The organism is Bacillus sp. AFS073361, assembly GCF_002567005.1.
In the GTDB taxonomy this organism is placed as follows: domain Bacteria; phylum Bacillota; class Bacilli; order Bacillales; family Cytobacillaceae; genus Neobacillus.
This window is the reverse complement of the sequence record NZ_NUZU01000003.1, coordinates 36,586-60,933: the sequence shown is the minus strand read 5'-3', so window position 1 is coordinate 60,933 and position 24,348 is coordinate 36,586. Positions and strand designations below refer to the sequence as shown.

The window sequence follows — 24,348 nt, the reverse complement described above, 5'->3', positions numbered from 1 at the left end:
TTATTAAGTGAAAGGGCTTGGTGGGATTTGAACCCACAAAACACACTGTAGTCAGCGTGAAGGACTACAGGTTGCTCTATCACTTGAGCTACAAGCCCTAATTTTATTTTGACCATTTTCAAAAAAAATATCCGGTTCATTTTTAAGAATTAATTTACAGTCCCAGTTTGTTTGATATTCACATTTACATGTACATGAACTTTTGCTGTTGGATAGAATCTCTTCCATTTTTTTTTATTAAAACTGCGATCATGCTCTCTATATTTTGCACCTAGACCTAAAGGGTCCACGCCATGTTTTTGAAACTTTTTGATGAGTTTTAAGGAGTTTTTTTCTAATTGCCCGGCAATTTCCTTTTGGATATGTTTTTTATCCAATGCTACCCTTTTTTTCTTTGGAGATGTGAATTCTTGAAGCCTTGTCTTCATCTTAAGATTAATTGTAAATTCCGGTCTGCCTTTTTTAATTTTTACTTCATAATGTGCTTTTGAACGAAGATTATCTAGAACGACCATTTCACCATTTTCTAATGTGAAACGCTGTAAGCCCTGCTTATATTTATCAACTAAACATTTAAAAGTGAATGCTTCCTCCATAAAAATAGGGAAGACATATCGATCATCTTTTAATATCGCAATGCCAATAATTTTAATATTATCTTCTATCTGTTTGATTAATGGCAAGTAGGGATCCTGTCCATTTTGGGTAAATTGAAATAAATATGTTTGTAAATTTGATTCAGGAAGATTATCTGATTTCATGGATTGATCCAGCATTTCTTGTACAAACAACGAAACATTTTCTGTTTTGAATTTCTCTATTTTAAGTAGCTCACTGGCATCTCCATCGACAACAGCCATTTGAATAATACTGCCTACTGCCTATGGAAGGGTCACGGTTTAGGGTATCAACAACATCAGTTATCCCTTTTTTTGCTAGTGATTCCCCAAAAAGTACAACCAGTAATTGACCGCTGACTATTGGATACCGTGACTCATTATTTATGTTGCTCCGAATTTCTTTACTCGTTTCACCTAAGGATATTTTGACTTTAGTGGTAGAGGGCTTATCCTTTTTATAAATTGGATAGGTAATGGTTCCTTTTATCGTATTCTTTCCGGCCCAATCATATCCTGCACCCTGGTTCATATTTATTTGATTGACGATATTGGTCGGTATCAGAGAACAACCGGATAATAAGAAAATAGTAACCCATATTCCTATTAAGGTTCGATTAGCCATTTTGTTTTCTCCTTCTTAGTATTGTGAAAATTATTAGGAGGATTGGGATGTAGCCGTAAAAGATCCATAAATTCATTTGAGTTACATATTTATCCAGTGTTACTTTAAATTGTTCGGTTATTAATTGAGATATTACCACACTAAGTAGGCTTAAAATGATAAAAAAGTTCTTTTGTTTCTTTTTTAAAATTCTCTTTAGACCTCTAGTAGAACACCATAATAGAAGGGAAAGTAAGGCCGAAACAATGATGAGATACATTGATATATATAGGTACTCAAAGCGCTCCAAATAAGAAAGACGAATAATTTTTATTAAAGATAATTCTGGCCAAATTGTTTCTTTTATCTGAATTTCACTATAAAACGTAAATGAAACAATCGCAGAAACCGTATAAAGTAGGGTAGTAAACAGGACAGCTAAGTGTGCGAATTTTTTTGAAGATTTAGCATCTCTAATAAATGGATAATACATGAGTAGCGCTTCTGTTCCAGCTAATGTATACATGGAATTTTTCACCGCATCAAACATGTCATTATAAGAATGATTCATGATTGGCAGTAAATTTGAAAAATGTGCTTCCTTTAAAGGGAAAATATAAAGGACGATAAGCATTATTTGTGGAAAAATAAATGATAAAAATGAAACACCGACAACAACCCGAAAACCCCCAGACACGCAATAATATACTAATCCAAGTATTAATGTACCTAGAATCCAAGTAGGTAATGTAGGGAACATCCATACTTGAATAATCTCAATAAATCCAAGTAAGACTGAGACGCTTGCCAGCCAATAATAAATCATAATGATAAAGCTCAAAACACTTCCGAGAATGTTCCCAAACACCTTTGAATGGACATCAACAATATCTCCATCCGCTTTTTCAAGCAGCTTATACATAATCCATATGAACACTTGGACGAAACACCCTGCCACGATTACACCAATCCATGCATCATAACCTGCTTTCGCAGCAATAGTCCTTTGGAATCCTAAAATACCAACTCCAACCTGTGAATTGTAAACTATAAAGTAAACTAAATAGGGAGAAACTTGATGCCTTTTATTCACTTGCAAATGAATACCCCTTTACGATTTATTCATAAAAATCGTTCACTGGTTCTGGGTTTTCTCGATTCCCGGTTGCTTTTCTTTTCTTTTGTGGTCTAAGGGTGGACGGGATTTCTTGCTGCTTTGAAAAAGGAAGTCTGAACCAAAGATCTTGAAATGATGTTGTTCGAATTGGAAACATGCTTAAGTAAGGACGTCCGAGAGACGTTAACCTTAATAAATGAACGTATATAAATTGGTGTCCCAAAAATACACCGAACAACCCAAACCATTGGGCAAGAATAATTACTGGGAACTTAATAAACCGTATGGTGTTACTAAATTTATAGATCGGCGCCGTATAGGATGCTAAGGTTCCGAGTCCAACTAAAATAAGCAATACATTACTAGTTAACCCCGCTTCAACCACGGCCTGTCCGATGACAATACCACCCACTACGCCAAGTGATTGTCCGATTTTATAGGGTAATCGAATACCTGCCTCTTTTACCATTTCAATCATGATTTCTAAAAAAAATGCCTCTAAAAACGGTGGAAAGGGGACGGATGCTCTTGAACCCACTAAAGTTTCTAGTAATGGGGCAGGAATCAATTCATAATGATAGGTCATGATTGCAACATACATTGGACTAACAATCGTCGAAAGGTACAATGCAACATATCGTAATAAACGAAAAAAATTTCCAATTATCCAGGAGTAGCTATAATCTTCCATCGCTATAAACGCTTCAAATAAAGTAATAGGAACAATGACTAGATTAGGGGAACCATCCACTGCAATGATAATTTTCCCTTCCGTTAAACCTGCAGCTACCCGATCTACGCGCTCAGTTGATATGGATTGGGGAAATAAAGAATTCGTATTGTCCTCGATCATTGAAGAGAGATAAGCACTGTCCTGGATATGATCATATTGGACATCGTTTATTCTTTGGACAACCGTATTCACATTTTCCGGATCGGCAATCCCATCCATATAGATAACTGCAACATTTGTTTTGGAAAGTTCGCCGACTTTCATTTCGATGGCAAGTAGTTCTGGAACTGGTAATCGCTTTCGAATAAGATTAATATTCGTGTCTATTTCTTCAATAAAACCCACTTGTGGTCCCACAGCCAAGGATTCCATCATTGATACGCTAACATCTCGGAATTTACTGTTAGCAATATTAATTAATAGACATTGTTCATCATCTTCATGCATATGAAGAGCGAGGAATCCCCTCATGAGGTTTTGAATGATTTCCTTAGAATCTTTCGTAAAAATAATTACTTCGACAGGAATGATGCGTTTTAATTCTTCTAATGGTAACTGCTCCTGCAAGTAGGGCAAAACATCCTTATGGAGGATATCAGATGAAATTAGTGTGCGATAGTAAGAAAGCCAATAAGGATCTTCCTCTTTTAAGGAGGTTTGCTCATGAAAGAAGTCATTGGATTTTGATAAACGGTTGATCCAATTTTGATCCATATTACTTTGTGAACTATCTTCAGCAGCACCTAGAAGTTCATTCTTAGTTGTCATTGGCAGCCCTCAAAATATTTTTTTCATTTTGTGCAGAATGGGAAATTTTATGCAATTTACCCATGAATAATGTAAGTAGAGATTATAGTAAGGAAGAATAAACAAGGGAAAAAAAGAGAAATTAAGTAGGTGACACCTTAGGTAATTAATTGAATTTTATCGAAAGTTGGTGAAAAGCTTGAGAAAATTCATGATAATTTTATTTTCTATGTTATTAGGAGGCTGTTCTGCAGGAAATTTAAGTGAGCAACATCAAGTTCAACCCTCTTCACCATCCAAAATTGAAGATAGTACCAATCATAAAGATAAAAAAGGAATGATGAACTTTCTCTTAATTGGAAGTGATTCAAGAGGCGAACCTCAATCCTTTTCAGATGCCATCATTATTGCTCAATATGTTCCTAAAGAAGGTAATATCAAGTTAATTAGTCTGATGAGAGACAGCTATGTCAAGATTCCCGGGCATAAAAAAGGCTACGACAAGCTCAATATGGCCTATTTTATTGGTGGAAATGAATTGTTAAAAAAGACGATTTATCAAAATTTCGGAATAAAAGTGGACCATTCCATTTCGATTGATTTTGATGGCTTTGCTAACTTTATTGACCTAATTGCCCCCGAAGGTATAACTGTCAATGTTAGTCAAAAGATGATAGACGATTTTAAAATGGATGTGAAGCCTGGAGAAAATGCGCTGAAGGGAAGAGAGTTGTTAAAATATGTTCGGTTTAGGCATGATGACGAAAGTGACTTTGGCCGTGTGAAACGACAACAGGAAGTCGTCGTCAAGGTAAAGGAGCAGTTAAAAAATAAATTTAGTCATATAGAGTCGTTAGCAGCACTGCCCGATTTTGTTGATGAAAGTTTAGATCATGTCGAGTCGGACATGGATAAAGGAGAGATTTTAGCTGTACTATCAAAATTAGTTTTTTATCCAATCAAAAATATCGACAGTTTACGTATTCCGGTTCAAAATAGCTATGTAAATAAAACCTACCCTCACGCCGGGGCGGTTCTGGAGATTAATTTGGAGGAAAATAGAGAGGCGTTAAAGGATTTCTTAATGAAGCCTTCGCCGGTAAACAGGGAATATCAGTATTAAGTAATAAAGCAGACATAGCTAGTGAACTATGTCTGCTTTATTAGGAAGAATTGGAAGAAAATGTATAATTGTGCAAAACTGATCGTTATTTGTACTTAACTTCATGGATTCGTACAAAATGACCCGAAATCTGCACAAAACCCTTCATAAATTGTACAAAACGTTATTTCCTCAGTTTGTTAATTTCTTCGGTAACCACAAATGCAAGATCATCATTACCAAACAGTGCTAACACACCAAGCAAGGTTTGATCGTCGACTTCTCCAGCTTCTTCTTTAGGTACAGTTAACTCAATGGCCTCTCTTAAAGCAGGATTAGAACCCTGATTAGGATAGGCTTTTAAATATAACTCTTCCGGATCAAGGTCATGATTCACACACCATTGAGCAAAGACGAGAATCATCATTTTCTCTTCGCCACGAAAGTTTTCGATTATCTTTTCTTCTAATTGTTTTGGATTCATTGGATTCTCCTTAGCAAGCGTTATGTATTAATTATATAAGATTTTTGTCGAATATATAATGGAAATACATGTTTTCGAATAAACTCCATCTTTTTAGGGATACTGTTTTATGAAAATACTTTTAAAGGAAGTTGAACGTATAATGAGTAAAATTGAAGTTCAAGAAATTTTTACGATTACGGATGAAAATGGTGAAGAACAAGAAGTTGAAGTGCTTGGGGTCATGACAATAGAGGGTACAGATTATGTTGCTGTTGGGTTTGCGGATGAAATTAGGCAGGAATCTGATGAAGATATTGATATCTTTTTTATGAAAGTCGATGATGAAGGTGATTTAGCCGCTATCGAAAGTGATGAAGAATTTGACAAGGTATCTGAGGCATTTGATGCCATGATGGATGAAGAAGAGGGAATGGAAGAGTAAGAGAGAGATGACACCATCTCTCCTTTTTTGTTAGATAAATTTCATTTGGAAAAAATATGTATGTATAAACCCTTTCTAGGCATACTACTTATGAAGAACATCAATAAAGGAGTAATGTAATGTTTATTGAAGAAGGTACTAAATATCAAATATCTCAAGGTATTAAAAGTTTTTTCAATTCCGCTGAATCTTTTACCGTTAAGAGTTATAATGGCGTCACTGTTCAATTTACACTTGCAGATAGTAAAGGTCATGGTTCTATGCCAATCGATCATCTAGAATATCTATTGAAAAAATCAAACTTAACATTAATCCCAAATAAAAGAATATTATTAAGTAATGATAATAATGAAGAGCAAATTAGCTGAACAAACACTGAGGTGAACCTATGGAATTGAAGAAACTCAAAGCAAAAGATTCAACGTCAACGGTCGCCTACATAGACAGCGGCGAAGGGAAGCCAATCGTGCTCCTGCATGGCTTTTGTGGGAGTTCTAGCTATTGGGAGTTTGTTATCCCAACGTTGTCAGCAGATTACAGGGTGATTGCACCAGACCTTCCTGGACATGGACAGTCAGAGCCTCTTCAAGGCACCAGCACGATTGAAAATATGGCAGATCAAGTGAAACATCTTTTGGATGCCTTAAATTTACCGGAAGTCACAATGTTTGGTCACTCATTAGGCGGGTATATCACCCTGGCTTTTGCAGAAAAATACGGTGGTCAATTAAACGGGTATTCACTTATCCATTCAACTGCCTTTCCAGATTCAGAAGAGGCGAAACAAGCCAGAGCCGCCAATATTGAAAAAGTAAACCGCTCGGGAATTTACTCACTCATTGACGGATTGGTTCCAAAATTATTTTCACAGGAAAATCAGGATGAGAATTTTGTTGGTACTGCAATGGAAATTGGCTATGCTACTTCAGCAGAGGGGGCGATTGATGCGCTTCATGCGATGAAGGACCGGCCAGACCGGAATCGAGTATTGGAATCCTCGACATTGCCCGTTCTTTTAGTTGCAGGGGAACAGGATCAGATCATTCCAGCAGAAAAAACATTTTCTGTTAGTAGAGCGAATATCAAGCAATCAATCATTAAAGATTCGGGCCATATGAGTATGTTTGAAAATCCTATGGAGCTTATATCCGAGATACAGGCATTTTTAGCGACTCTATAATGAAGATGATAGGAACCAACTTGGTTCCTATTTTTTGTATTCTAATATAAAACAAGTTTATATATTAGAAAATAATTATTGACATCATAGTGATTTACTTGTTATTCTATAAACAACAAAGATTCACATTAGAAAACTTTCGATGTGATATCTTTTTTGTATATTAGTTTCTTTATATGAATCTTTTTTGTTTATTTCGATTCAAAGTCCTTGGATTTGAATAAAGTGTAAGAAATCATATAATCAGCCATCCTAAAAATATTAGGAATATATGTTTAAAAGAAGGGATGATAGGATGAATTCACCGATGATTTATGAGCTTCGTCGTCCAGCACAAACTGAACCGGGAAAGACTTACCCTGCGTTGTTTTTAATGCATGGGATTGGCAGTAATGAACAAAATATGCTGTCACTAGTAAACGGCTTAGAAGACCGTTTTTACATTTTTAGTATCCGTGGGCATCTTCCACAACCTCCAGGCTATGCGTTTTTTACGATTCAAGGATATGGAAAACCGCACCGGGAAGTGTTTGATGAGGGAATCCGTAAACTGACAAGTTTTATTGATTATGCCTGCGAGGATTATCCATTAGATGAGAGCCAATTGTTCTTACTTGGCTTTAGTCAGGGAGCAATTTTGTCGATGACGCTTGGATTAACATTAGGCAGCCGAATAAAGGGCATTATTGCACTAAGCGGATACATTCCTGCTTTTGTAAAAGAAGAGTACCAAATCCAGTCAGTTGATAATTTGTCCTTATTTATATCCCATGGTGTGCTGGATCAGGTTCTTCCGTTTGATTGGGGATTGGCAAATAATGAGTATTTTAGTGGTTTAGGGGCAGATGTCACCTTTAAAACCTACCAAGAAGGACATACCGTTTCAATGGATAACCATCGGGATTTCATGAACTGGTTAATGGAAAAAGTAGAAAAATAATGATAATAAAAGGGGAAAATAATATTATGTTAAAAAAATTTGAAGTTAGTACATTACTTTTAAGAGTTGTGTTAGGTATTACGTTCTTTGTCCATGGGGTAGTTAAATTTCAGGGTGGAATTGAAAATATCGTTGGCTGGTTTGAAAGTATAGGGCTACCAGGATTCTTAGCCTATGGAGTAGCAGTTGTAGAAATGGTTGGTGGAGCTGCATTAGTTCTAGGTTTAGGCAGTCAAATTGTCTCAGCTCTATTATCGTTACTAATGATTGGTGCAATCGTTAAAGTAAAACTTGCTGTTGGATTTTTAGGAAACGGACAAATGGCTGGTTATGAATTAGATTTGGCTCTCCTAGCAATGGCTATTTTTATTGCGATAAATGGTAGTAAAATGTTTGCAGTAGATCAACTTATCTTCAAAGGTCAGAAGGAAGAAACTACATCTTTTTCAAAAAGCTATAATAATTAAAAGGGGGACGTAAATATGATGCCATCTTTTTTTATTGCCCATGGAGCACCATTATTAGCAATTGAGAACAATGAGTATACTCAGTTTCTAAGCCAGCTCGGACAAACACTGCCAAGGCCGAAAGCAATTATATTGTTTTCAGCCCACTGGGAATCATCGATGCAAAAAGTAAGCGAAGTCGACACATATGACACCATTTATGATTTTGGCGGCTTCGACCCAGAATTATACACAATTAAATATCCGGCTAAAGGGGACCACCAGGTTTCACAAGAAATTAAAGACCTGTTCGCGAAAAACGGAGTACCATTTGAAAGCGAAATGAAACGCGGCCTTGATCATGGGGCATGGGTAGTGCTTCGAAAGTTGTATCCGAATGCCGATATCCCTGTCATTTCGATGTCCGTTAATCCGAATCTTAAACCGGAAGAGCAATATAAAGTAGGAAAAAGCTTAGCCTCATTACGGTCAAATGATATATTAATCATTGCAAGTGGAGGAACTGTGCATAACCTCAGAGCAGTGAAATGGGCAGATAACGAAATCGATCAATGGGCACTTGAGTTTGACGATTGGTTGGCTCACCATTTAAATAAATGGGACCTAGATTCATTATTTAAATATGATTCCCTTGCTCCTTATGCTGAATATGCCGTCCCACGCTATGGAAACGAACACTTTATCCCAATTTTCTATGCAATGGGAGCTGCTGATGATAGTCAAAAAGCGAAGTTGCTGCATCGCAGCTTTCGATATGGAAACTTGAGTCATAGTGTTTGGCAGTTTGGGTGAACTAGATTAAATAACAAAATCCTTTNNAAAGGATTTTGTTATTTAATAAAATTAATCTTCATTGGACCCAAGCCCCATATAAATTCCATTAAAAAATGCTGCCATTTCTATAGTACCATCCTCATTATAAAAAGGTACTCCCACCATTACTGTATCCTTATGCGAATGATTAATAAGAACTTCGATGTTTTTTGCTCCTCTATAGCTGTATCCTTCACTTTTAAGCAAATGTTTTACATTCTTAAACTCATGACTACTTAATAAATTTGCAACAATTTTATTCTTTTCAGCTCCTAAAACAGGTGTTACGTCGCATCCGCACTCAGCTGCCTTTGCCGTATTCCCAATACTCACAAACAACGATAATCCAATAATGATTCCACATAAAATTGTTAATAATTTCTTCAAATGTTTCTCCTCCTTTATAAAACCTCCTTAACTTCATTCTCTGTTTTTCGACATTCTCCTTCAAAAACTTAGGAAAATCTTCGACAAACTGCTTTATTTATTACAACTTCGTGTCAAAATGGGTGTCAGGCACCGAGTAGTTGTCATTTTTCCATAATTAGCTTCTAATAATATAAAATAGAAAAAGGAAGGGAGGTAGATTGGAATGAGGTTAAGTATCTTAGATCAAGCCCCAATTTCATCCAATCAAACTGTTCAAGAAGCATTGAATGCATCAATGAAGTTAGCCCAAGCGGCAGAAACATATGGGTATACGCGTTACTGGATTGCTGAACACCATGACTTAGAAGGATTAGCCTGTTCTGCGCCAGAAGTAATGTTAGCTTATATCGGGGCAAACACTAGCAAAATTCGGATTGGTTCGGGAGCGGTCTTATTACCACACTACAAACCATATAAAGTGGCAGAAGTTTACAATATGTTAGCCACTTTATTTCCAGGAAGAATAGATCTTGGAATAGGTCGCGCACCAGGGGGCTCAGCTGAAGCAACAAATGCCTTATCAGATAATTTTCTTCAGCAGATATGGAACATGCCAGCATCAGTGGAAACGCTGCTTTACTTTTTAGAAAATAAATTTCCAAGTGATCATGAGTTTGCTAAAGTATCGGCTTCGCCAATCCCAGAGTTTTCACCTGTTCCTTGGCTATTGGGGACTAGTAAAAAAAGCGCCTTGCTTGCAGCTGAAAATGGCCTTCCCTATGCCTTTGGACAATTTATGAGTGAAAAGGACGGGACAGAAATTATTGAACAATATTTACAGACCTTTAAGCCACGGAAACAGACCCAAGAACCAGAAGTAATTGTGGCGGTTTCCACTATTTGTGCGGATACGGATGAGCGGGCGGAAGAAGTCGCAATAAGTACACTTGTATGGGCAATGCAAAGGAGAAAAGGCGAAGGCGGTGGAGTCCCTTCCATCGAGGAAGCTAGGCAATATCCACTAACAGACATTGAAAAGGAATCATTAGAAAATATGAAACAGAAGATGCTTATTGGGAACCCACAAAAGGTTTACCATAAACTGAAGGACCTTCAGGATAAATATAACGCGGATGAAATAATGATTGTTACCATTACACATTCTCCAGATGATAGGCTTCGCTCCTATCAACTAATTTCAGAGACAGCTAACCTTTCAAGCTAAAAACCGTCCTATTGAGAATTAGTTCAGTTTTTTGAGGATTTCCATAGCAATATATTCAAAAATAGCTGGCCAAACAGGTTATAATAATAAAACAACGCTCAGAACGATTTGTTCTCAGAGCGTTGTTTGGTGATTTTTTTAGCGCCTAATAGCCTTTTGCCGAATAGTATTTCACTGGTTCTTTACTTGACGCTTTTAGTTCGGAAGCAATTGTCCCAGTCAAACTATGTGACCCTTGAGCGTCTAGACCTACTTCCCACATCATCATCCCGCCAAAACCGTGATTAAGTGCGAGTCTCGTTTTCTTTTTCATCGTCGCACTGCCGTTATAATGGTAGGTTGTCCCATTCATTTTGACGGTGTCCTTGCCTGCATTCGCTGGATTTTTGTTAATAATTGCAGCAAATGAGACTTGTTTAATTTTCGGATCATCTGGTTGGGCATACGTAGGGACACCCAAGACTAATTTCTCTTTTGAAATTTTATGTGTGTCAAAGAGATTTGTCCAATAGTTTACTATTTTCTCAGTAAATGGATAGGGCGATAGATTAGCGGCATTGTACCCGTCGTCCCATTGACCATCATAGGCCATAATATTGACATGGTCAACATATTGGAACATGGTTGGTTCATACTGTATAAAGCCAGCTTCGGTTAACGTGACCGCATGAATTTTTGAATGAACAGCGATAGACAGTTCTTTCTGTTTCCGATGAAGCTGGGCACTTAATTCTTTCGCAAAGGAAGCGAGATTTTTTGCATCCGCTGCATTGCGCGGGTGTTCAAAGTCGACATCAATTCCATCCAGTTTCTCGCGGACTGCAAGATTAGTTAGCTCTTTCACTAACTTTGTTCTAGATTTAGAATGAGAGATTGCTGGTTGAAAATAATTATAGGATTCTCCGCCCTTAATATGGTACCAACCACCGATTGCAAGGATTACTTTGGTGTTATGACTATCTGCTTTTTTAACAACCATTCGCAGGTTTTTTAAAGCTTGGTCGCCATTAAATAAAACTGTTCCATCCTTGGTCGGATGCACAAACGAGAAAATGACATGTGTTAATTTCGAATAATCTACCATGTTCGGATCACGATAATCCTGAACATAACCGATGAGTACCTTAGAGGGTGCTTTTTTTAAGTTTGGAAACTCTTTTGCATTTGGCATAATCGCTGATTTCGGTGCATCTTCTATGATGATCGTACTAGGACGCTCTTGCTTTTTATGGTTAGAGGTGAAAAGGACCCCTGTTAATATTCCTCCAATAAAGGTAACCGCAATTACCAGGCAAACGAGGAGACGACGTTTATTCATTGTTTATGTCCTCCTTATTATTGCTCACTTAAAAAATTGTAACAGAAAAAGCGATGTAAGAAGGTTGGTAATATCCACCTATGAAGGAATTGCCGCCATTGGGAAGTGAAAAAATTTGAATTGAGATGTTTCTTTTTGCTATAATCATAAGGTTAATGCTAAAAACCAAGTGTTTTATATATATAAAAATTTGTAAGGTGGTAACCATGAATCAAGAATTTAGAGTGTTATTGTACTATAAATATGTAAACATAGAGAATCCTGAGGAAGTGACCCAGGAACATCTGCAATTCTGTAATGAACTTGGCCTTAAAGGCCGAATTATCATTGCTGCTGAAGGAATTAATGGTACGGTGTCAGGCACCATTGAACAAACTGACGCCTATATCAAATATATGAACGAACATCCGTTGTTCGCGGGTACTATTTTTAAAATTGATGAAGCTTCTGAGCATGCCTTCAAAAAGATGAAAGTTCGGTTAAGACCAGAGTTAGTTACATTGCGTTTGGAAGATGATGTCGATCCGAATGTGCAAACCGGCAAGCATTTGAAGCCTAAGGAATTTTTTGAGGCGATGCAAGATGAAGATACGGTTGTTATTGATGCACGAAACGATTATGAGTTTGATTTAGGTCATTTTCGTGGAGCTGTCCGCCCGGATATTCTTAACTTCCGTGATCTGCCACAATGGATTCGCGAAAATAAGCAGGAGTTTGAAGGCAAGAAGATTCTTACTTATTGTACTGGTGGGATTCGCTGTGAAAAATTCTCCGGCTGGCTGCTTCAAGAAGGTTTTGAAGATGTATCACAGCTTGAAGGCGGAATTGTCACCTATGGTAAAGATCCCGAAGTTCAGGGAGACTTATGGGATGGTCAACTTTATGTGTTTGATGAGCGCATAAGTGTTCCTGTTAACCGTAAAGAGCATGTCGTTGTTGGGAAGGATTTTTATAGTGGCGAGCCATGTGAACGCTATGTGAATTGTGCCAACCCAGAATGTAATCGTAAAATCCTTTGCTCGGAGGAGAACGAACATAAGCACTTACGAAGCTGTTCACACGAATGTCGTGTTCATCCACGCAACCGTTATATAGCACAGCACGGTCTAAGTAAAGAAGAGGTAGCGCAAAGATTGTCTGTCATTGAGAAAGAAAAAGAGCTAACCAAATAAATTAATTAAAGGGAAACAGGTCATTACAGTGGCCTGTTTTTCTTATGTCTTTTAGGTTTTGCCAATAGGAATTTCGGAATATATTGATTATGATAAGAGTATAAAAACGGATTACATAAAAGGGAGCGGATATATAAATGGTGACCTATACTAATAGAAATGATGTACCCACGCATGAAAAGTGGAATTTAGACGATATCTATTCCGATAAGAGTAAATGGGAAGAGGATCTTCTAACTATAGAAGAAATGGCAAAAAAACTGAAACAATATGATGGAACGATTCAAGATGGGCACTCATTGTATCAATATCTTCATCAACGTGAAGAATTATCTTTCCTATTCAATAAGGTTTATGCTTATGCGATGTTGAGTGTGGATCAAAATACTAGGGATACCCAGGCTCAGTCCAACTTAGATCGCGCAAAACAACTGAGTGTAAAAGTAAGTGCGTCGACCTCCTTCTTTATGCCTTATTTATTAACACTAGACGAAGAAACATTATCAGGATACATAAAATCTGAAAAGAAGCTGGATTACTTTGCAGAGGACTTATGGGAGTCGTTTCGTTATAAACAACATGTATTATCTAAAGAACAGGAAGCCGTCCTTTCCCAATTAGGGGAAGCCCTCTCGGCTCCAGGGAACATTTTTGGGATGATGAATAACGCAGATATTAAATTCGGGGAAGTAACCAGTGAAGACGGGGAACGTGTGGAATTAACGAGGGGAATGTACTCTAAAATAATCGAAGATACGGACCGAGAAAAACGAAGAGAAGCCTATAAGGCATATTATCAGCCTTACCTGCAATTAAAAAATTCAATTGCTGCTACACTTTCAGCTGCCATCAAAACTAATGTGACTACGGCTAAAATCCGTCAATACCCTTCCGCGTTGGAAAAATCCCTGTTTGGGGATAACGTACCAAAAGAGGTCTATGAGAATTTAATCAAAACAACGAAGCAAAATATTCAGCCTCTTCATCAATATTCACGGATACGCAAGGAGAAATTGAATCTGGATGAACTACGTCAATATGATATGAGTGTCCCACTTGTTAGTGGCGTGAAGCAAGACATTTCCTATGAGGAAGCTTATGATACGATGTGCAAGGCGTTAGCCCCATTGGGTGAGGACTATGTCAATATCCTGAAGGAGTTTAAAGAAAAACGGTATATAGATGTCAGAGAAACTCCTGGGAAACGGTCAGGTGCCTACAATCTGGGAGTGTACGGCGTTCACCCCTATATCCTTCTCAATCATCAAGATGATTTGGATAGTTTATTTACGTTGGTCCATGAATGCGGACATGGCGTCCACAGCCGTTTAAGTTCACAACATCAACCACAAATCACTGCCAGGTATAGTATTTTTGTGGCAGAAGTGGCCTCCACGGTCAATGAAGTATTATTAATTAACTACTTATTAAACAATGAGAAAAACCCTGATGTTCGGAAGCATTTAGTGAACCATTTCATCGACCAATTTAAGGGAACGTTTTTCACACAAGTGATGTTTGCCGAGTTTGAGATGAAGACCCATGAGATGGCTGAAAAAGGTATGCCGCTTACTGTCGAAGTATTTAACCAAACCTATGAGAAATTATTCCGCGAATATAATGGTGATGAGGTAGTCTTCGATGAGGAAGTTAAATTTGGCTGGTCAAGAATCCCGCATTTTTACCGCCCGTTCTATGTTTATAAGTACGCTACTGGATTTGCTTCAGCGATTCATTTGGCGACCAAGATTCTTGAAGGGGACCAAAAAACATTAACTTCTTATTTAGAATTCTTAAAGAGCGGCAGTTCAGACTATCCGCTTGAATTGTTAAAGAAGACCGGCGTTGATCTTACGACATCCTCCCCAATTGAAAACTCTTTAAAACGATTTGGTGAACTAGTAGAGGAATTCTCACAGATTTAATATTAATCCACCCTTTAATACCCATGACTTTCTCCCTCTGAAGAAAGCCATGGGTATATTTTTTTATAGTGTAATAGTTGAACTTATTGTAATATAAGGAAAGTTAAGTAAATTAAAGGGGTCATTTGGATTATGAATAGTAGAAGAGATAAATACCGAGGAAGGAAGAAATCGTTTCTCCCATTCCTTATTCTTGTTGTCGTGTTACTGATTGCGGGTGGTTATTATTTGAACAGCAGTAAAACGGAAGAGAATGCTGATTCGCAAATCTCCAATCTAAAGGAAAAAGCGGATGAGAAGATAAAAAAAGAGGAGCAAACGCAAGAGACTAAACAAGAAGTTGTCCCAGAAACAAAACCTGAACCTGTGAAAGAAACAACGATTAAAATTAGTGCAGCTGGGGATTTTACACTTGGTTCAGACGAATCGTTTAACTATAGTAGTTCTTTTATCAAAGCTGCTGATGACAATGGGTTGCCGTATTTCGTCAAAGGCTTGGATAATATTTTTATCAATGATGATTTTACAACGGTCAACTTAGAAACCACACTTACAAATGCAACCCAAAAAGCAGTGAAGACATTTCGTTTTAAAGGAGATCCATCCTATGCGAAAATCCTTGAATTGGGTGGGATTGAGGCTGTTAATTTAGCCAATAATCATATCCATGATTACCTCGATCAAGGCTATCAGGATACATTGACTTCTCTAGAAAAACAGAACATTGGTTACTTTGGGTATGATCATAAATATATTACAACGGTAAAAGAAACAAAAATCGGTGCTCTAGGATATGAGGGGTGGTCGGATACCCAAGAAATACGCAATCAAGTGGAGAATGATATTAAAGAGCTGCGAGCGCAAGGAGCGCAGATCATTCTCGTTCATTATCATTGGGGCAATGAACGCCATTATGTCCCTGATCATTCTCAGCAGTCGTTGGCCCGATTTACCATCGACAGTGGTGCTGACCTTATTCTCGGTCACCATCCACATGTGGTTCAAGGAATTGAAGAATATAAAGGAAAATTCATTGTATATAGCCTCGGTAACTTTATGTTTGGCGGAAATCGAAATCCAAGTGATAAGGATACGTTTGTTTTTCAGCAAACCTTTCATTTGAAAAATGGGGTTCTATCCGATACGAAAGAGATCAATATCGTTCCATTTTCAATTTCCTCGGTTTCTTCAAAGAATGATTATCAGCCTACACTATTAACTGGCTCAGAAAAGAAAAGGGTCAAGCAAAAAATCATTGACGGTTCTAACAAAATCAAAGGCTCTGATTGGCTAGTTTATGAAAACAACGACCATGTCGTGAAATCTAAAAACTGAATGTTCACTAAAAAGGGACAGTCCTCACTGTCCCTTTATTTTATAGATGAAATTTTTAAACCGATGTTTGAGTAGATGGTATCGTAAAAAGTAAACTGACGGTTTTTATAGTGATAGTTGTTTTTGCCTGGTGTTGGTTTGCGGATGTTAATTTTCAAATAATCATTAAAGCGTAAAAAAATGGAGTAGTTCGCAGCTGGAAGTTGGCCTAATGCCTCTAAGTCGAGTTCTAATGTCCCATTTCCGTTAGTATCTATGTATACCGGAAGAATTGATTCAAGCAATGCGTTATTTGAATTCCGAACCAGTCCATGTGAGAGTGTATCAATGTGATCACCAAACACCTTAAATTTTAGCGTATATTTATACTTATCGATATATTCCTCATTTAGTATGGAATGCATGGGTACGCGGATATATTTATATTTGTCCTCTAAAAACGGTACAACCGCATAGGGAAGATTGTCTTTGATAATGACCTCTTTAATTTTCTCCTTCTTTTCCCAGGCAAAAAGATTCTCAAGGTCCTTATATTTCCTATCGCGAAACAAGTGATAAACCACCTTATTCATCGGTTGGAAAAATTCCTCAGAAAACTCATAATTTAATTTCTTTGTTGTTTTTAACACTTGGTTGAACTTATAGTAATAAACGCGTTTCAGCCTCGTTTTTTGAAAATGTGGTGTATGGAAGAATCTCGAAATCGAATCAAATTCATAGAGACGGTTTAAGACCATTTTCTGTTTTTCAATATCTAAATCTTTCTTTATAATATGATTAATCACTTTGAGATTACAATTTGTTTTTTGGATAATATTCGTTTGATTGGTTAAACGCGAATCCTGGTTATCCATCCGATTTAAATAGTAAATAGGTTGTGCTGTCGTCGAAATTGTCCGGCAGTGGGTTAACACATCAATAAAAAATTGCTTGTCTTCCGCAAATTTCATTTCAGGAAATAAAATTTGATTGTCTTTTATGACACTCGTTTTAATCATTCGTGCTCGTGGTCCTAAATGATGGAAAATATGCGGTATTGAAAAGGGGGATTCCCTTCGTCTTTCTTTACAAGATTCATGTTCACCAACTATAGACATCCCTTTAGATGTGACCTGTATAGTTTTTCCGACTGCATAATCATCGCCAGTTTCTAATAGAATGGACGATAATACTTCTAAGCCTTTAGGGTCAAGCCAATCATCGGCATCTAGGAACGTAATATAATTAGACCGAGCCAATTGGATTCCGATATTTCGGGGGTGGCCAGGTGTGCCCGAATTTTTTTTCAGGAAAACAACAATGATGTTCGCGTATTTCGCGGAGTATTCTAAGAGGATTTCTCTTGAGGAGTCCGTGGAACAATCATCGATTAATATATATTCGATTTGATCCACGCCGAGTGATTGATTAATCACAGAATCGATGGTTTTTCTGAGTGATTTTTCCGCGTTATAAACGGGGGTAACGACAGTGACCAATGTAGGATCCTGTTCAGTGGGTAATTTTTGATCAACAATATAGTAATCTTTTGCGTTTTTATTCCAAATCCAACCCATGTTTTTTCACCTCATCTTTCGACCAATTCTAGTGTTTGAATTCATATTTATGTAAAAAACTCCAAACCATTATTTATTTTTGGACAAAATATCGAATCTTATTCGAAAATAATTAACGTTACATCTTAGTTATCCAGATTTTGCGTACATTGACAACTTTTTACACTACATATATCTGAATAATGATAAAATAGGTCATATTCATAATTTTATCTAGGAGGATTTAAACGTTGGAAAATAAGTTTTCTACCCCAAAAGGATTTGGCGAAATACTCGACCACACCTTTCAACTAACTAAAAATCGCTTTAAGGACTTTTTCATAATTTTACTGATTTTTATGGGTCCTGTTTACCTGGTCCAAGCGATCTTGCAACTAAGTTCTGGAACTAGCTTTTTTAGAGAGGTTGGCAGTGATGGGGAATGGTTTGACCAAATTCTTACGAGTTTTGAAGAATCAGGCACATTCGATTCCAGCAGTTTGGGTGCTGACATTGGTTTGATTATTATCGGTATACTTAGTGCTATTTTGGCACCTGTTGCTGAGGCGGCCATTCTCTTCACTATCAATCATGTCCGTCGAAATGAAGATTATTCGGTGGGTTCGGTCATTAAAGAGGCCTTTTCCCGATTTTGGCCAATCATCGGAAGCAGTATTTTATTCGGTTTGATTAGTTTGGGGATTATCATTGTTCCAATCGTAATTATCGCATTCACAGGTGTGGTTGTTGCGGCCGCTGTTCATCCGGTCGGAGGAATTCTTCTTGGAATCGTCCTGTTTCTTGTCTTTGCTATTCTTGTAGGACTTTTATTAACTCGCTGGAGCTTTTATTTTGGCTCTGTTGTCCTTGATAAAGTTTCACCCGGATTAGGAAGAAGTTGGAGATTAACAAGAAAGCGTACATGGGTATTGCTGGGACTTTATATCGTCTTTTATTTAATTATATCGTGTATTTCTTTTGGTGTTCAAATGACTTTTGGCATGGTTTTAGGGAACAGTGTGTTGCTAACACTGATTACAAACCTCATTACCTTAGTCACGACAATGATTTTCTCTGTAGGCTATGGGGTTATGTATCTGGATGCCAAAACTCGACATGATGCAGACGATTTAAAAGAGATGCTAGAAGAATTCAAAACGGTTTAAAAAACCTATTATGTTAGGTGATGAAAATGTTCAATGCAGACAAGGCACGTGGTGACCTTGAAGAAATATTAAAAGGAAAAGAATATCAAGTTTATTACGAATCAAAAGGATTAATTGCCACATGGTGGGATAAAGCAAAAGAATGGATAGCCACCCAACTGGAAAAATTATTTCCAGCCATCGATTCCGCGAGCAGGGTGTCAGGCACCATTCTTATTGCGATCATAGTACTAATTGTTTTCTTACTTGTTTTTGCTGCTTTTTTTGTGATTCGGAATATGCGACGCAATCGAATCCTCCGCATTCAAAAACCGCTTCAATCGAGGAAAGAATTGAATTGGACCTCGCAAAGACATCTTGCTGAAGCAGATATGAATGAGAGTTTGGAAGAATATACACTTTCCACGCGCCATTTATTTTTAGCATTGCTTCTTTCTTTTCATGAAAAAGGATTGCTTGAGGCTAGAATTTGGAAAACAAATTGGGACTATTATGATGAACTAAGGAAAGTAGATCAGTCGATGGCAGAACAATTCTTTCAATTTGCACAACTTTTTGAAGGTGTGACCTACGGGGAACGTACCGTGAGTAAATCGGAATATATACAGTTTCATCAGAAGGTATGGAAGGTACTTGGCGATTTGAGGGAGGAGAATAGTTGATGAAATCTCTTTCCAACATGCGTACCTGGATTGGCTTGGTCATCCTGCTTGGTTTATTTTTGCTCTTTAGTTATTTAAGTTCGACACCGAAGCCGAAGTATTATCCCAATTACGTGTCTGAGTCACCTGCTCCTGGTGGAGTGAAAGCATTTTATACATATGTTAAGAAGGAAATTGAAGGAAAGGAATGGAGACATTCTCCAGATTTACTGTCTACCAAACCAGACCACCAATTGCTAATTATGGTCGAGCCAGCTATTAGCTTTGAAACGGAAGAGATGAAGGCTTACATTAATTATATGAAAGCCGGCAATACCATTTTATTGTTGCAAACCAATCCACAAGGGATGTTTGATATTAAAACGAGTGGAACAAATTCAAGTGAGTCGCAGAAGGTTTTTACGCAAGACCAAACATCCTATCGTGCTCAAATTCATTCAACTATCCGTTTGCAGACGAAAAAAGGAGATCGGGTGTTGCTTTCTGACCAGACCGGTCCGATTTCAGTTCAACGATCTTTTGGAAAAGGACAATTAATTGTTAGTATTACCCCAGAGTGGATGACGAATGGAAATCTAATAAAGAGGGATCATTTACCCTTGCTACTGTATCTATTAAATGAAGGAAAATCAAACACCATTCTGTTTGATGAATACATTCATAGCGGTGAGAATGCACCAACAGTTTGGAATGTATACCCGATGTGGTTTTTGGTTCTTGTTATCCAGATGATTCTTTTAATGACGTTATGGCTTTGGCTGAAAGGCAAGCGATTTGGACCTATTTTCGTCCTAAGGGAAGAATCGGTTCGCTTTAGTGATGAAGGATTGAAGGCATTAGCTGCTTGGTACCTCCGAGGTAAACGATACCATGACTCGATCATCATCCAATCAGATTATGTCAAACTTCTTCTCCAGGAACGTTGGCAGATTCCGTATCATAGAGAATGGCAGGATTTATCGAGTTATATGGAGAAAAAGTGGACTCGAATGTCTGCTAATGAAATCAACTCCTTTTTAACAGGTTTGGTTCACATTCTTGAAAAAGAATCAATCACAAAACAGGAATACTTATTATGGTCGAAAAGGCTCGAGCAATTAAGGAAAGAGGTTGAAGAATGAAGACAGAATTAACATCTTTTTTAAATAAATATGAAGAGCGGATTTTGGGACAAAGTCTAAATCTTAAACTAATGCTATCAGCTATTCTAGCTGGTGGCCATGTCCTATTAGAAGGGGTGCCTGGCACTGGAAAAACACAAATGGTGCGTACACTTGCCAATCTCTTAGGGGGCACCTTTAACCGAATCCAGTTTACCCCAGACTTATTGCCAAGTGATATCACTGGAAGCACAATTTACAATATGAAGGAAAGCACCTTTCAAACGCTGAAGGGGCCGATTTTTACCAATATCTTGTTAGCGGATGAAATTAACCGGACCCCTGCAAAGACACAAGCTGCCCTGCTCGAAGCCATGGAAGAAAAACAGGTAACGATTCAAGGTGAAACATATCCATTACCCGAGATGTTTTTTGTGGTTGCCACCCAAAATCCAATTGAATTTGAAGGGACCTACCCACTTCCCGAAGCACAGCAGGATCGTTTCCTCTTCAAGCTTAGAATTGAATTTCCAAGCTTCGAGGAAGAAAAAAATATCCTAAAACGCATGATTGAAAACAGCTTTGACGAAAAGTTTGTGTCAGCGATCTTAGATATGGACACGTTTTTACAAATAAGAAGAGACATTGAAAAAGTCACGGTGAGCGAGAATGTATTAGATTACATCATGAAGATTGTCAGGAAAACACGTGAAGCAGAATCCATCCGATTTGGGGCTAGTACGAGAGCTGGAATTTCGATTGGCAAGGCAGCGCAAGCGTGGGCCTACCTTTCAGGCAGGGATTACGTCACACCCGACGATATCAAAATGGTCGCCAAACCAGCCTTACGACATCGCATTCAGTTATCGCCGCATGTAGAATTGGAGGGAGCAACCGTTGACCAAATTATTGAAGAGCTGGTGGGCTCGGTTCCTGTTCCAAGATAGGGGAGTTATACCGACTAAAAGATTAGTATTGGTTTTCCTCTTTCTATCCATTGCATTAGGGATTAGTACTATTTGGGGAATATCATGGAGCCTGGTCATTGCCGCCAATCTTATATTATTTATGGCCAGTTTGTTTGATTTGTTTTTTTCACCTTCTAAAAAACAACTTTCCTTTCAACGGACCGTTTCTGGGGAATTTGAAAGAGGACAAACTTATCTGGTAACGATTGAGGTTCAGAATGCTTCAAGCTATCATTTCTCATACCGTCTTGTGGATGACTTGCCACAGTCTTTTGTAAGGCCATTTCCAATCGCCGGGTCGATCCCTAAGGAAGCAATTGTGAGCATTTCTTATGAAACTAATGCGATGACCAGAGGCATGTACGAAGTTAAAAAGATTTATTTTCGCTATTCCAGTTTGCTTGGTTTGTGGGAAAAGCAAGTGAATGTTGAATTGCGGGATGAAATAAAAGTTATTCCAGATTTAACTGAAACGAAACAGTATTTAGAAAATGCCCAGAAATATTTGGTGTACGAAGGGGTAAAGATCCGGAGGCAGCGAAGCGGGGTTGGTGATTTTTCCAAGATTAGAAGTTATGTAGTGGGAGATGATCCACGGAAAATCAACTGGCGACAAACCGCTAAACTCCGAGAAGTGATGACGAATGAGTATGAACCAGAGCATGGAAAATATATTACCATTTTAATTGATTGTGGAAGAATGATGGGGGCAGAATTGTCGCAGGGAAATCGATTAGAAAAAGTGTTAGAAGCCGCCTTGACGGTAACAGCTGCTGCCCTCCAAAAGGGGGATTATGTGTCGGTCCTTGCCTTTTCAAGGGATATAAAAGTCTTTGTACCGCCTGCCAAAGGAATGGCGCACCTGCAGACCATTCTCCAAGCAATCTATTCAGTAGACATAGATGCCGCTGAAACAAATTATGCAGCGGTGTTGCAGTACTTAGAAACGGTGCAAAAGAAACGAAGTCTGCTGTTATTATTTAGTGATGTACGGACCTTCCTTCACGAGGAAAGTAGTTTAATCCTTTTAAAACGACTTCGGCAGCGGCATTTATTTTTAATGATTGGAATTGAAGATCAGACACTTTTAAAAAGAGTGAATGAGGAGCCGAGTACGGTCCAAGCAGTGATGCGAAAAAGTATGGCGCAGCAGCAAATTTTGTTTAAGAAAAGGGAAAAGAAAAAATGGGAAAAGCAAGGCCTCGTTATGATCGAGGCCCGTGAGGAGCAATTAGCGATTACTGCCGTTTCTCAATATATTGATATTATGAATCAGAATCTATTATAGCTTTCTTTCGTTTGATCTTGCCAATCGCTACATAAAGGATCAGTCCAATCACGGTTAAGAAAGCAACAATGTACTTTGCTTCTAATGAAATCGCAGCCGGGGTAATGAAGCCTTCAATAATACCCGCTATGATAAACAAAGGAATTGTACCGAGTAATAGTTGAACGGATCTTTTTGCATGCTGTTTTAATTGGAAACTTCGAGAATATTGTCCAGGCACAAACAGCTTATAGCCCATTAATAGCCCAGCGCCGCCAGCAATAAAAATGGCTGTGAGTTCGATCATTCCATGGGGAACGATGTATGCCCAAAAATCATACGATTTTCCGTGATGCCAAAACAGGGCAGCAAGCGCACCAATAATGATGCCATTGTAGACCATTAAATAAACCGTTACGAGCCCAAAGGTGATGCCCCCCGCAAAAGCAAAGATGGCGACTTTAATATTATTTGTCATGATGCTCGCCGACATGAGGGAGGAGTCTACCGCTTCATGACCCTTCCCGAGTTGTTCCGGGTCCACACCTTTGGCAATTTCCGCAGGGAGAATCGAATAGATATGCAATGGATCATTCAGAACGGATAAGAAGCTTCCAAAACCGCCAATGAGAAATAAGATCATTGCAGCTATGACAAACTTCCATTGTTCAAGCAATAAACCAATAAATTTTTGGCTGAAAAAATAACGAATTTGTTTAAAGCTAGAGACTTGGTCTTTGTACAAAAGATTATGTGATTTCGCCACAAGGCCGTTCAAATAATTGGTGACTTCATCATGAGGAAAATAGGTTTGACTGTAAGAGAGATTCTGGGCTGCTTTTTGATAGAGTCGATGGAATTGCGTTATATGATCTCCTGTAATAGCAGGTCTGCGCTTACTCATGGTTGCCACTAATTGTTCTAGCTGTTTCCAATCTTCTCGATGCATTTTCACAAATTGTTTAACATTCATTCTGACACCTACTTTTAGGGGCTGGGAAAATAAGACTTTATTCTCCTTATTATAGTAATATTGTAGAAAAATAGAAATAGGAATTATCATCTTGTGATGGAGGAA

Annotated in this window: 25 protein-coding genes and 1 tRNA gene; 16 read left to right on the top strand and 10 right to left on the bottom strand. The window is 38.0% G+C overall.

Annotated features, from left to right (window positions below):
• Positions 1–12 precede the first annotated feature (12 nt).
• The 5 genes from COJ96_RS01700 to COJ96_RS01680 form a co-directional block, all read right to left on the bottom strand.
• Positions 13–98: transfer RNA gene (locus tag COJ96_RS01700), tRNA-OTHER, on the bottom strand.
• A gap of 51 nt (positions 99–149) precedes the next feature.
• Positions 150–860: a Ger(x)C family spore germination protein gene (locus COJ96_RS01695; protein ID WP_098571273.1), complete on the bottom strand. Its 711-nt coding sequence runs from the start codon at positions 858–860 to the stop codon at positions 150–152.
• The gene (locus COJ96_RS01690; protein ID WP_098571272.1) at positions 832–1,242 is read right to left on the bottom strand and encodes a Ger(x)C family spore germination protein; all 411 of its coding nucleotides are present in this window, start codon (positions 1,240–1,242) and stop codon (positions 832–834) included. The genes COJ96_RS01695 and COJ96_RS01690 overlap by 29 nt, the downstream gene beginning before the upstream one ends.
• Positions 1,235–2,314 (bottom strand): GerAB/ArcD/ProY family transporter, encoded by a 1,080-nt coding sequence (locus tag COJ96_RS01685; RefSeq protein ID WP_257148386.1) that lies wholly within the window; start codon positions 2,312–2,314, stop codon positions 1,235–1,237. Before COJ96_RS01685 ends, COJ96_RS01690 begins: the two co-directional genes overlap by 8 nt.
• Before the next feature lie 25 nt (positions 2,315–2,339).
• Complete coding sequence (locus tag COJ96_RS01680; RefSeq protein WP_098571270.1) at positions 2,340–3,839, bottom strand: spore germination protein; 1,500 nt, start codon at positions 3,837–3,839, stop codon at positions 2,340–2,342.
• A 190-nt stretch (positions 3,840–4,029) separates the two neighbouring features.
• Between COJ96_RS01680 and COJ96_RS01675 the strand changes: the two genes are divergently transcribed.
• Positions 4,030–4,941, top strand: a complete 912-nt coding sequence (locus COJ96_RS01675; RefSeq protein WP_251458903.1) for an LCP family protein — start codon at positions 4,030–4,032, stop codon at positions 4,939–4,941.
• A gap of 163 nt (positions 4,942–5,104) precedes the next feature.
• Here the strand turns inward: COJ96_RS01675 and COJ96_RS01670 are convergent, their stop codons facing one another.
• Positions 5,105–5,404 carry a hypothetical protein gene (locus COJ96_RS01670; RefSeq protein WP_098571269.1) on the bottom strand — a complete coding sequence of 100 codons (300 nt, stop codon included), beginning with the start codon at positions 5,402–5,404 and terminating at the stop codon, positions 5,105–5,107.
• Positions 5,405–5,546: 142 nt separating this feature from the next.
• On the opposite strand from COJ96_RS01670, the gene COJ96_RS01665 reads away from it, so the two are divergent.
• From COJ96_RS01665 to COJ96_RS01640, 6 genes are all read left to right on the top strand, one after another.
• Positions 5,547–5,828: a DUF1292 domain-containing protein gene (locus COJ96_RS01665; protein WP_098571326.1), complete on the top strand. Its 282-nt coding sequence runs from the start codon at positions 5,547–5,549 to the stop codon at positions 5,826–5,828.
• Between the two features lie 119 nt (positions 5,829–5,947).
• Entirely contained in the window at positions 5,948–6,196 is a 249-nt protein-coding gene (locus COJ96_RS01660) for a hypothetical protein (RefSeq protein ID WP_098571268.1), read from the top strand.
• A gap of 20 nt (positions 6,197–6,216) precedes the next feature.
• Positions 6,217–7,008: an alpha/beta fold hydrolase gene (locus COJ96_RS01655; protein WP_098571267.1), complete on the top strand. Its 792-nt coding sequence runs from the start codon at positions 6,217–6,219 to the stop codon at positions 7,006–7,008.
• A gap of 295 nt (positions 7,009–7,303) precedes the next feature.
• A complete protein-coding gene (locus tag COJ96_RS01650) occupies positions 7,304–7,948 on the top strand; it encodes an alpha/beta hydrolase (protein ID WP_180229943.1) in 645 nt (214 codons plus the stop codon).
• Positions 7,949–7,974: 26 nt separating this feature from the next.
• The gene (locus COJ96_RS01645) at positions 7,975–8,415 is read left to right on the top strand and encodes a DoxX family protein (protein WP_098571265.1); all 441 of its coding nucleotides are present in this window, start codon (positions 7,975–7,977) and stop codon (positions 8,413–8,415) included.
• A gap of 15 nt (positions 8,416–8,430) precedes the next feature.
• Positions 8,431–9,207: a dioxygenase family protein gene (locus tag COJ96_RS01640; RefSeq protein ID WP_098571264.1), complete on the top strand. Its 777-nt coding sequence runs from the start codon at positions 8,431–8,433 to the stop codon at positions 9,205–9,207.
• Between the two features lie 51 nt (positions 9,208–9,258).
• Here the strand turns inward: COJ96_RS01640 and COJ96_RS01635 are convergent, their stop codons facing one another.
• A complete protein-coding gene (locus COJ96_RS01635; RefSeq protein WP_098571263.1) occupies positions 9,259–9,615 on the bottom strand; it encodes a hypothetical protein in 357 nt (118 codons plus the stop codon).
• Between the two features lie 205 nt (positions 9,616–9,820).
• Here COJ96_RS01635 and COJ96_RS01630 point away from each other — a divergent pair, with 205 nt between their 5' ends.
• Positions 9,821–10,822: an LLM class flavin-dependent oxidoreductase gene (locus tag COJ96_RS01630; protein WP_098571262.1), complete on the top strand. Its 1,002-nt coding sequence runs from the start codon at positions 9,821–9,823 to the stop codon at positions 10,820–10,822.
• Between the two features lie 145 nt (positions 10,823–10,967).
• Here COJ96_RS01630 and COJ96_RS01625 read toward each other — a convergent pair whose 3' ends face one another.
• Positions 10,968–12,140: a glycoside hydrolase family 18 protein gene (locus tag COJ96_RS01625; protein WP_098571261.1), complete on the bottom strand. Its 1,173-nt coding sequence runs from the start codon at positions 12,138–12,140 to the stop codon at positions 10,968–10,970.
• A 206-nt stretch (positions 12,141–12,346) separates the two neighbouring features.
• Here COJ96_RS01625 and trhO point away from each other — a divergent pair, with 206 nt between their 5' ends.
• From trhO to COJ96_RS01610, 3 genes are all read left to right on the top strand, one after another.
• The gene (trhO, locus tag COJ96_RS01620; RefSeq protein ID WP_098571260.1) at positions 12,347–13,312 is read left to right on the top strand and encodes an oxygen-dependent tRNA uridine(34) hydroxylase TrhO; all 966 of its coding nucleotides are present in this window, start codon (positions 12,347–12,349) and stop codon (positions 13,310–13,312) included.
• Positions 13,313–13,449: 137 nt separating this feature from the next.
• Positions 13,450–15,237: an oligoendopeptidase F gene (gene pepF / locus COJ96_RS01615; protein WP_098571259.1), complete on the top strand. Its 1,788-nt coding sequence runs from the start codon at positions 13,450–13,452 to the stop codon at positions 15,235–15,237.
• Between the two features lie 132 nt (positions 15,238–15,369).
• Positions 15,370–16,572 (top strand): CapA family protein, encoded by a 1,203-nt coding sequence (locus tag COJ96_RS01610; RefSeq protein ID WP_098571258.1) that lies wholly within the window; start codon positions 15,370–15,372, stop codon positions 16,570–16,572.
• Positions 16,573–16,607: 35 nt separating this feature from the next.
• Here COJ96_RS01610 and COJ96_RS01605 read toward each other — a convergent pair whose 3' ends face one another.
• Positions 16,608–18,128 (bottom strand): glycosyltransferase family 2 protein, encoded by a 1,521-nt coding sequence (locus tag COJ96_RS01605; RefSeq protein ID WP_098571257.1) that lies wholly within the window; start codon positions 18,126–18,128, stop codon positions 16,608–16,610.
• Between the two features lie 230 nt (positions 18,129–18,358).
• On the opposite strand from COJ96_RS01605, the gene COJ96_RS01600 reads away from it, so the two are divergent.
• The 5 genes from COJ96_RS01600 to COJ96_RS01580 are packed head-to-tail and all read left to right on the top strand — an operon-like array spanning position 18,359 to position 23,291.
• Positions 18,359–19,273: a DUF7847 domain-containing protein gene (locus tag COJ96_RS01600; RefSeq protein WP_098571256.1), complete on the top strand. Its 915-nt coding sequence runs from the start codon at positions 18,359–18,361 to the stop codon at positions 19,271–19,273.
• Positions 19,274–19,299: 26 nt separating this feature from the next.
• Positions 19,300–19,935, top strand: a complete 636-nt coding sequence (locus COJ96_RS01595) for a DUF4129 domain-containing protein (protein ID WP_098571255.1) — start codon at positions 19,300–19,302, stop codon at positions 19,933–19,935.
• Positions 19,935–21,056, top strand: a complete 1,122-nt coding sequence (locus COJ96_RS01590; RefSeq protein WP_257148385.1) for a DUF4350 domain-containing protein — start codon at positions 19,935–19,937, stop codon at positions 21,054–21,056. Before COJ96_RS01595 ends, COJ96_RS01590 begins: the two co-directional genes overlap by 1 nt.
• Positions 21,053–21,982 (top strand): AAA family ATPase, encoded by a 930-nt coding sequence (locus COJ96_RS01585; protein WP_098571253.1) that lies wholly within the window; start codon positions 21,053–21,055, stop codon positions 21,980–21,982. The genes COJ96_RS01590 and COJ96_RS01585 overlap by 4 nt, the downstream gene beginning before the upstream one ends.
• A complete protein-coding gene (locus COJ96_RS01580) occupies positions 21,933–23,291 on the top strand; it encodes a DUF58 domain-containing protein (protein ID WP_257148372.1) in 1,359 nt (452 codons plus the stop codon). Before COJ96_RS01585 ends, COJ96_RS01580 begins: the two co-directional genes overlap by 50 nt.
• On the opposite strand, the gene COJ96_RS01575 is transcribed toward COJ96_RS01580, so the two are convergent.
• The gene (locus tag COJ96_RS01575) at positions 23,269–24,243 is read right to left on the bottom strand and encodes a stage II sporulation protein M (RefSeq protein WP_098571252.1); all 975 of its coding nucleotides are present in this window, start codon (positions 24,241–24,243) and stop codon (positions 23,269–23,271) included. The two genes, COJ96_RS01580 and COJ96_RS01575, sit on opposite strands and share 23 nt — an antisense overlap.
• Positions 24,244–24,348 lie beyond the last annotated feature (105 nt).

Coding starts and splice junctions, on each gene's coding strand:
- COJ96_RS01695 (WP_098571273.1), bottom strand. CDS start 860: ATGGCTGTTGTCGATGGAGATGCCAGTGAGCTACTTAAAATAGAGAAA.
- COJ96_RS01690 (WP_098571272.1), bottom strand. CDS start 1,242: ATGGCTAATCGAACCTTAATAGGAATATGGGTTACTATTTTCTTATTA.
- COJ96_RS01680 (WP_098571270.1), bottom strand. CDS start 3,839: ATGACAACTAAGAATGAACTTCTAGGTGCTGCTGAAGATAGTTCACAA.
- COJ96_RS01675 (WP_251458903.1), top strand. CDS start 4,030: ATGATAATTTTATTTTCTATGTTATTAGGAGGCTGTTCTGCAGGAAAT.
- COJ96_RS01670 (WP_098571269.1), bottom strand. CDS start 5,404: ATGAATCCAAAACAATTAGAAGAAAAGATAATCGAAAACTTTCGTGGC.
- COJ96_RS01665 (WP_098571326.1), top strand. CDS start 5,547: ATGAGTAAAATTGAAGTTCAAGAAATTTTTACGATTACGGATGAAAAT.
- COJ96_RS01660 (WP_098571268.1), top strand. CDS start 5,948: ATGTTTATTGAAGAAGGTACTAAATATCAAATATCTCAAGGTATTAAA.
- COJ96_RS01655 (WP_098571267.1), top strand. CDS start 6,217: ATGGAATTGAAGAAACTCAAAGCAAAAGATTCAACGTCAACGGTCGCC.
- COJ96_RS01650 (WP_180229943.1), top strand. CDS start 7,304: ATGAATTCACCGATGATTTATGAGCTTCGTCGTCCAGCACAAACTGAA.
- COJ96_RS01645 (WP_098571265.1), top strand. CDS start 7,975: ATGTTAAAAAAATTTGAAGTTAGTACATTACTTTTAAGAGTTGTGTTA.
- COJ96_RS01640 (WP_098571264.1), top strand. CDS start 8,431: ATGATGCCATCTTTTTTTATTGCCCATGGAGCACCATTATTAGCAATT.
- COJ96_RS01630 (WP_098571262.1), top strand. CDS start 9,821: ATGAGGTTAAGTATCTTAGATCAAGCCCCAATTTCATCCAATCAAACT.
- COJ96_RS01625 (WP_098571261.1), bottom strand. CDS start 12,140: ATGAATAAACGTCGTCTCCTCGTTTGCCTGGTAATTGCGGTTACCTTT.
- trhO (WP_098571260.1), top strand. CDS start 12,347: ATGAATCAAGAATTTAGAGTGTTATTGTACTATAAATATGTAAACATA.
- pepF (WP_098571259.1), top strand. CDS start 13,450: ATGGTGACCTATACTAATAGAAATGATGTACCCACGCATGAAAAGTGG.
- COJ96_RS01610 (WP_098571258.1), top strand. CDS start 15,370: ATGAATAGTAGAAGAGATAAATACCGAGGAAGGAAGAAATCGTTTCTC.
- COJ96_RS01605 (WP_098571257.1), bottom strand. CDS start 18,128: ATGGGTTGGATTTGGAATAAAAACGCAAAAGATTACTATATTGTTGAT.
- COJ96_RS01595 (WP_098571255.1), top strand. CDS start 19,300: ATGTTCAATGCAGACAAGGCACGTGGTGACCTTGAAGAAATATTAAAA.
- COJ96_RS01590 (WP_257148385.1), top strand. CDS start 19,935: ATGAAATCTCTTTCCAACATGCGTACCTGGATTGGCTTGGTCATCCTG.
- COJ96_RS01585 (WP_098571253.1), top strand. CDS start 21,053: ATGAAGACAGAATTAACATCTTTTTTAAATAAATATGAAGAGCGGATT.
- COJ96_RS01575 (WP_098571252.1), bottom strand. CDS start 24,243: ATGAATGTTAAACAATTTGTGAAAATGCATCGAGAAGATTGGAAACAG.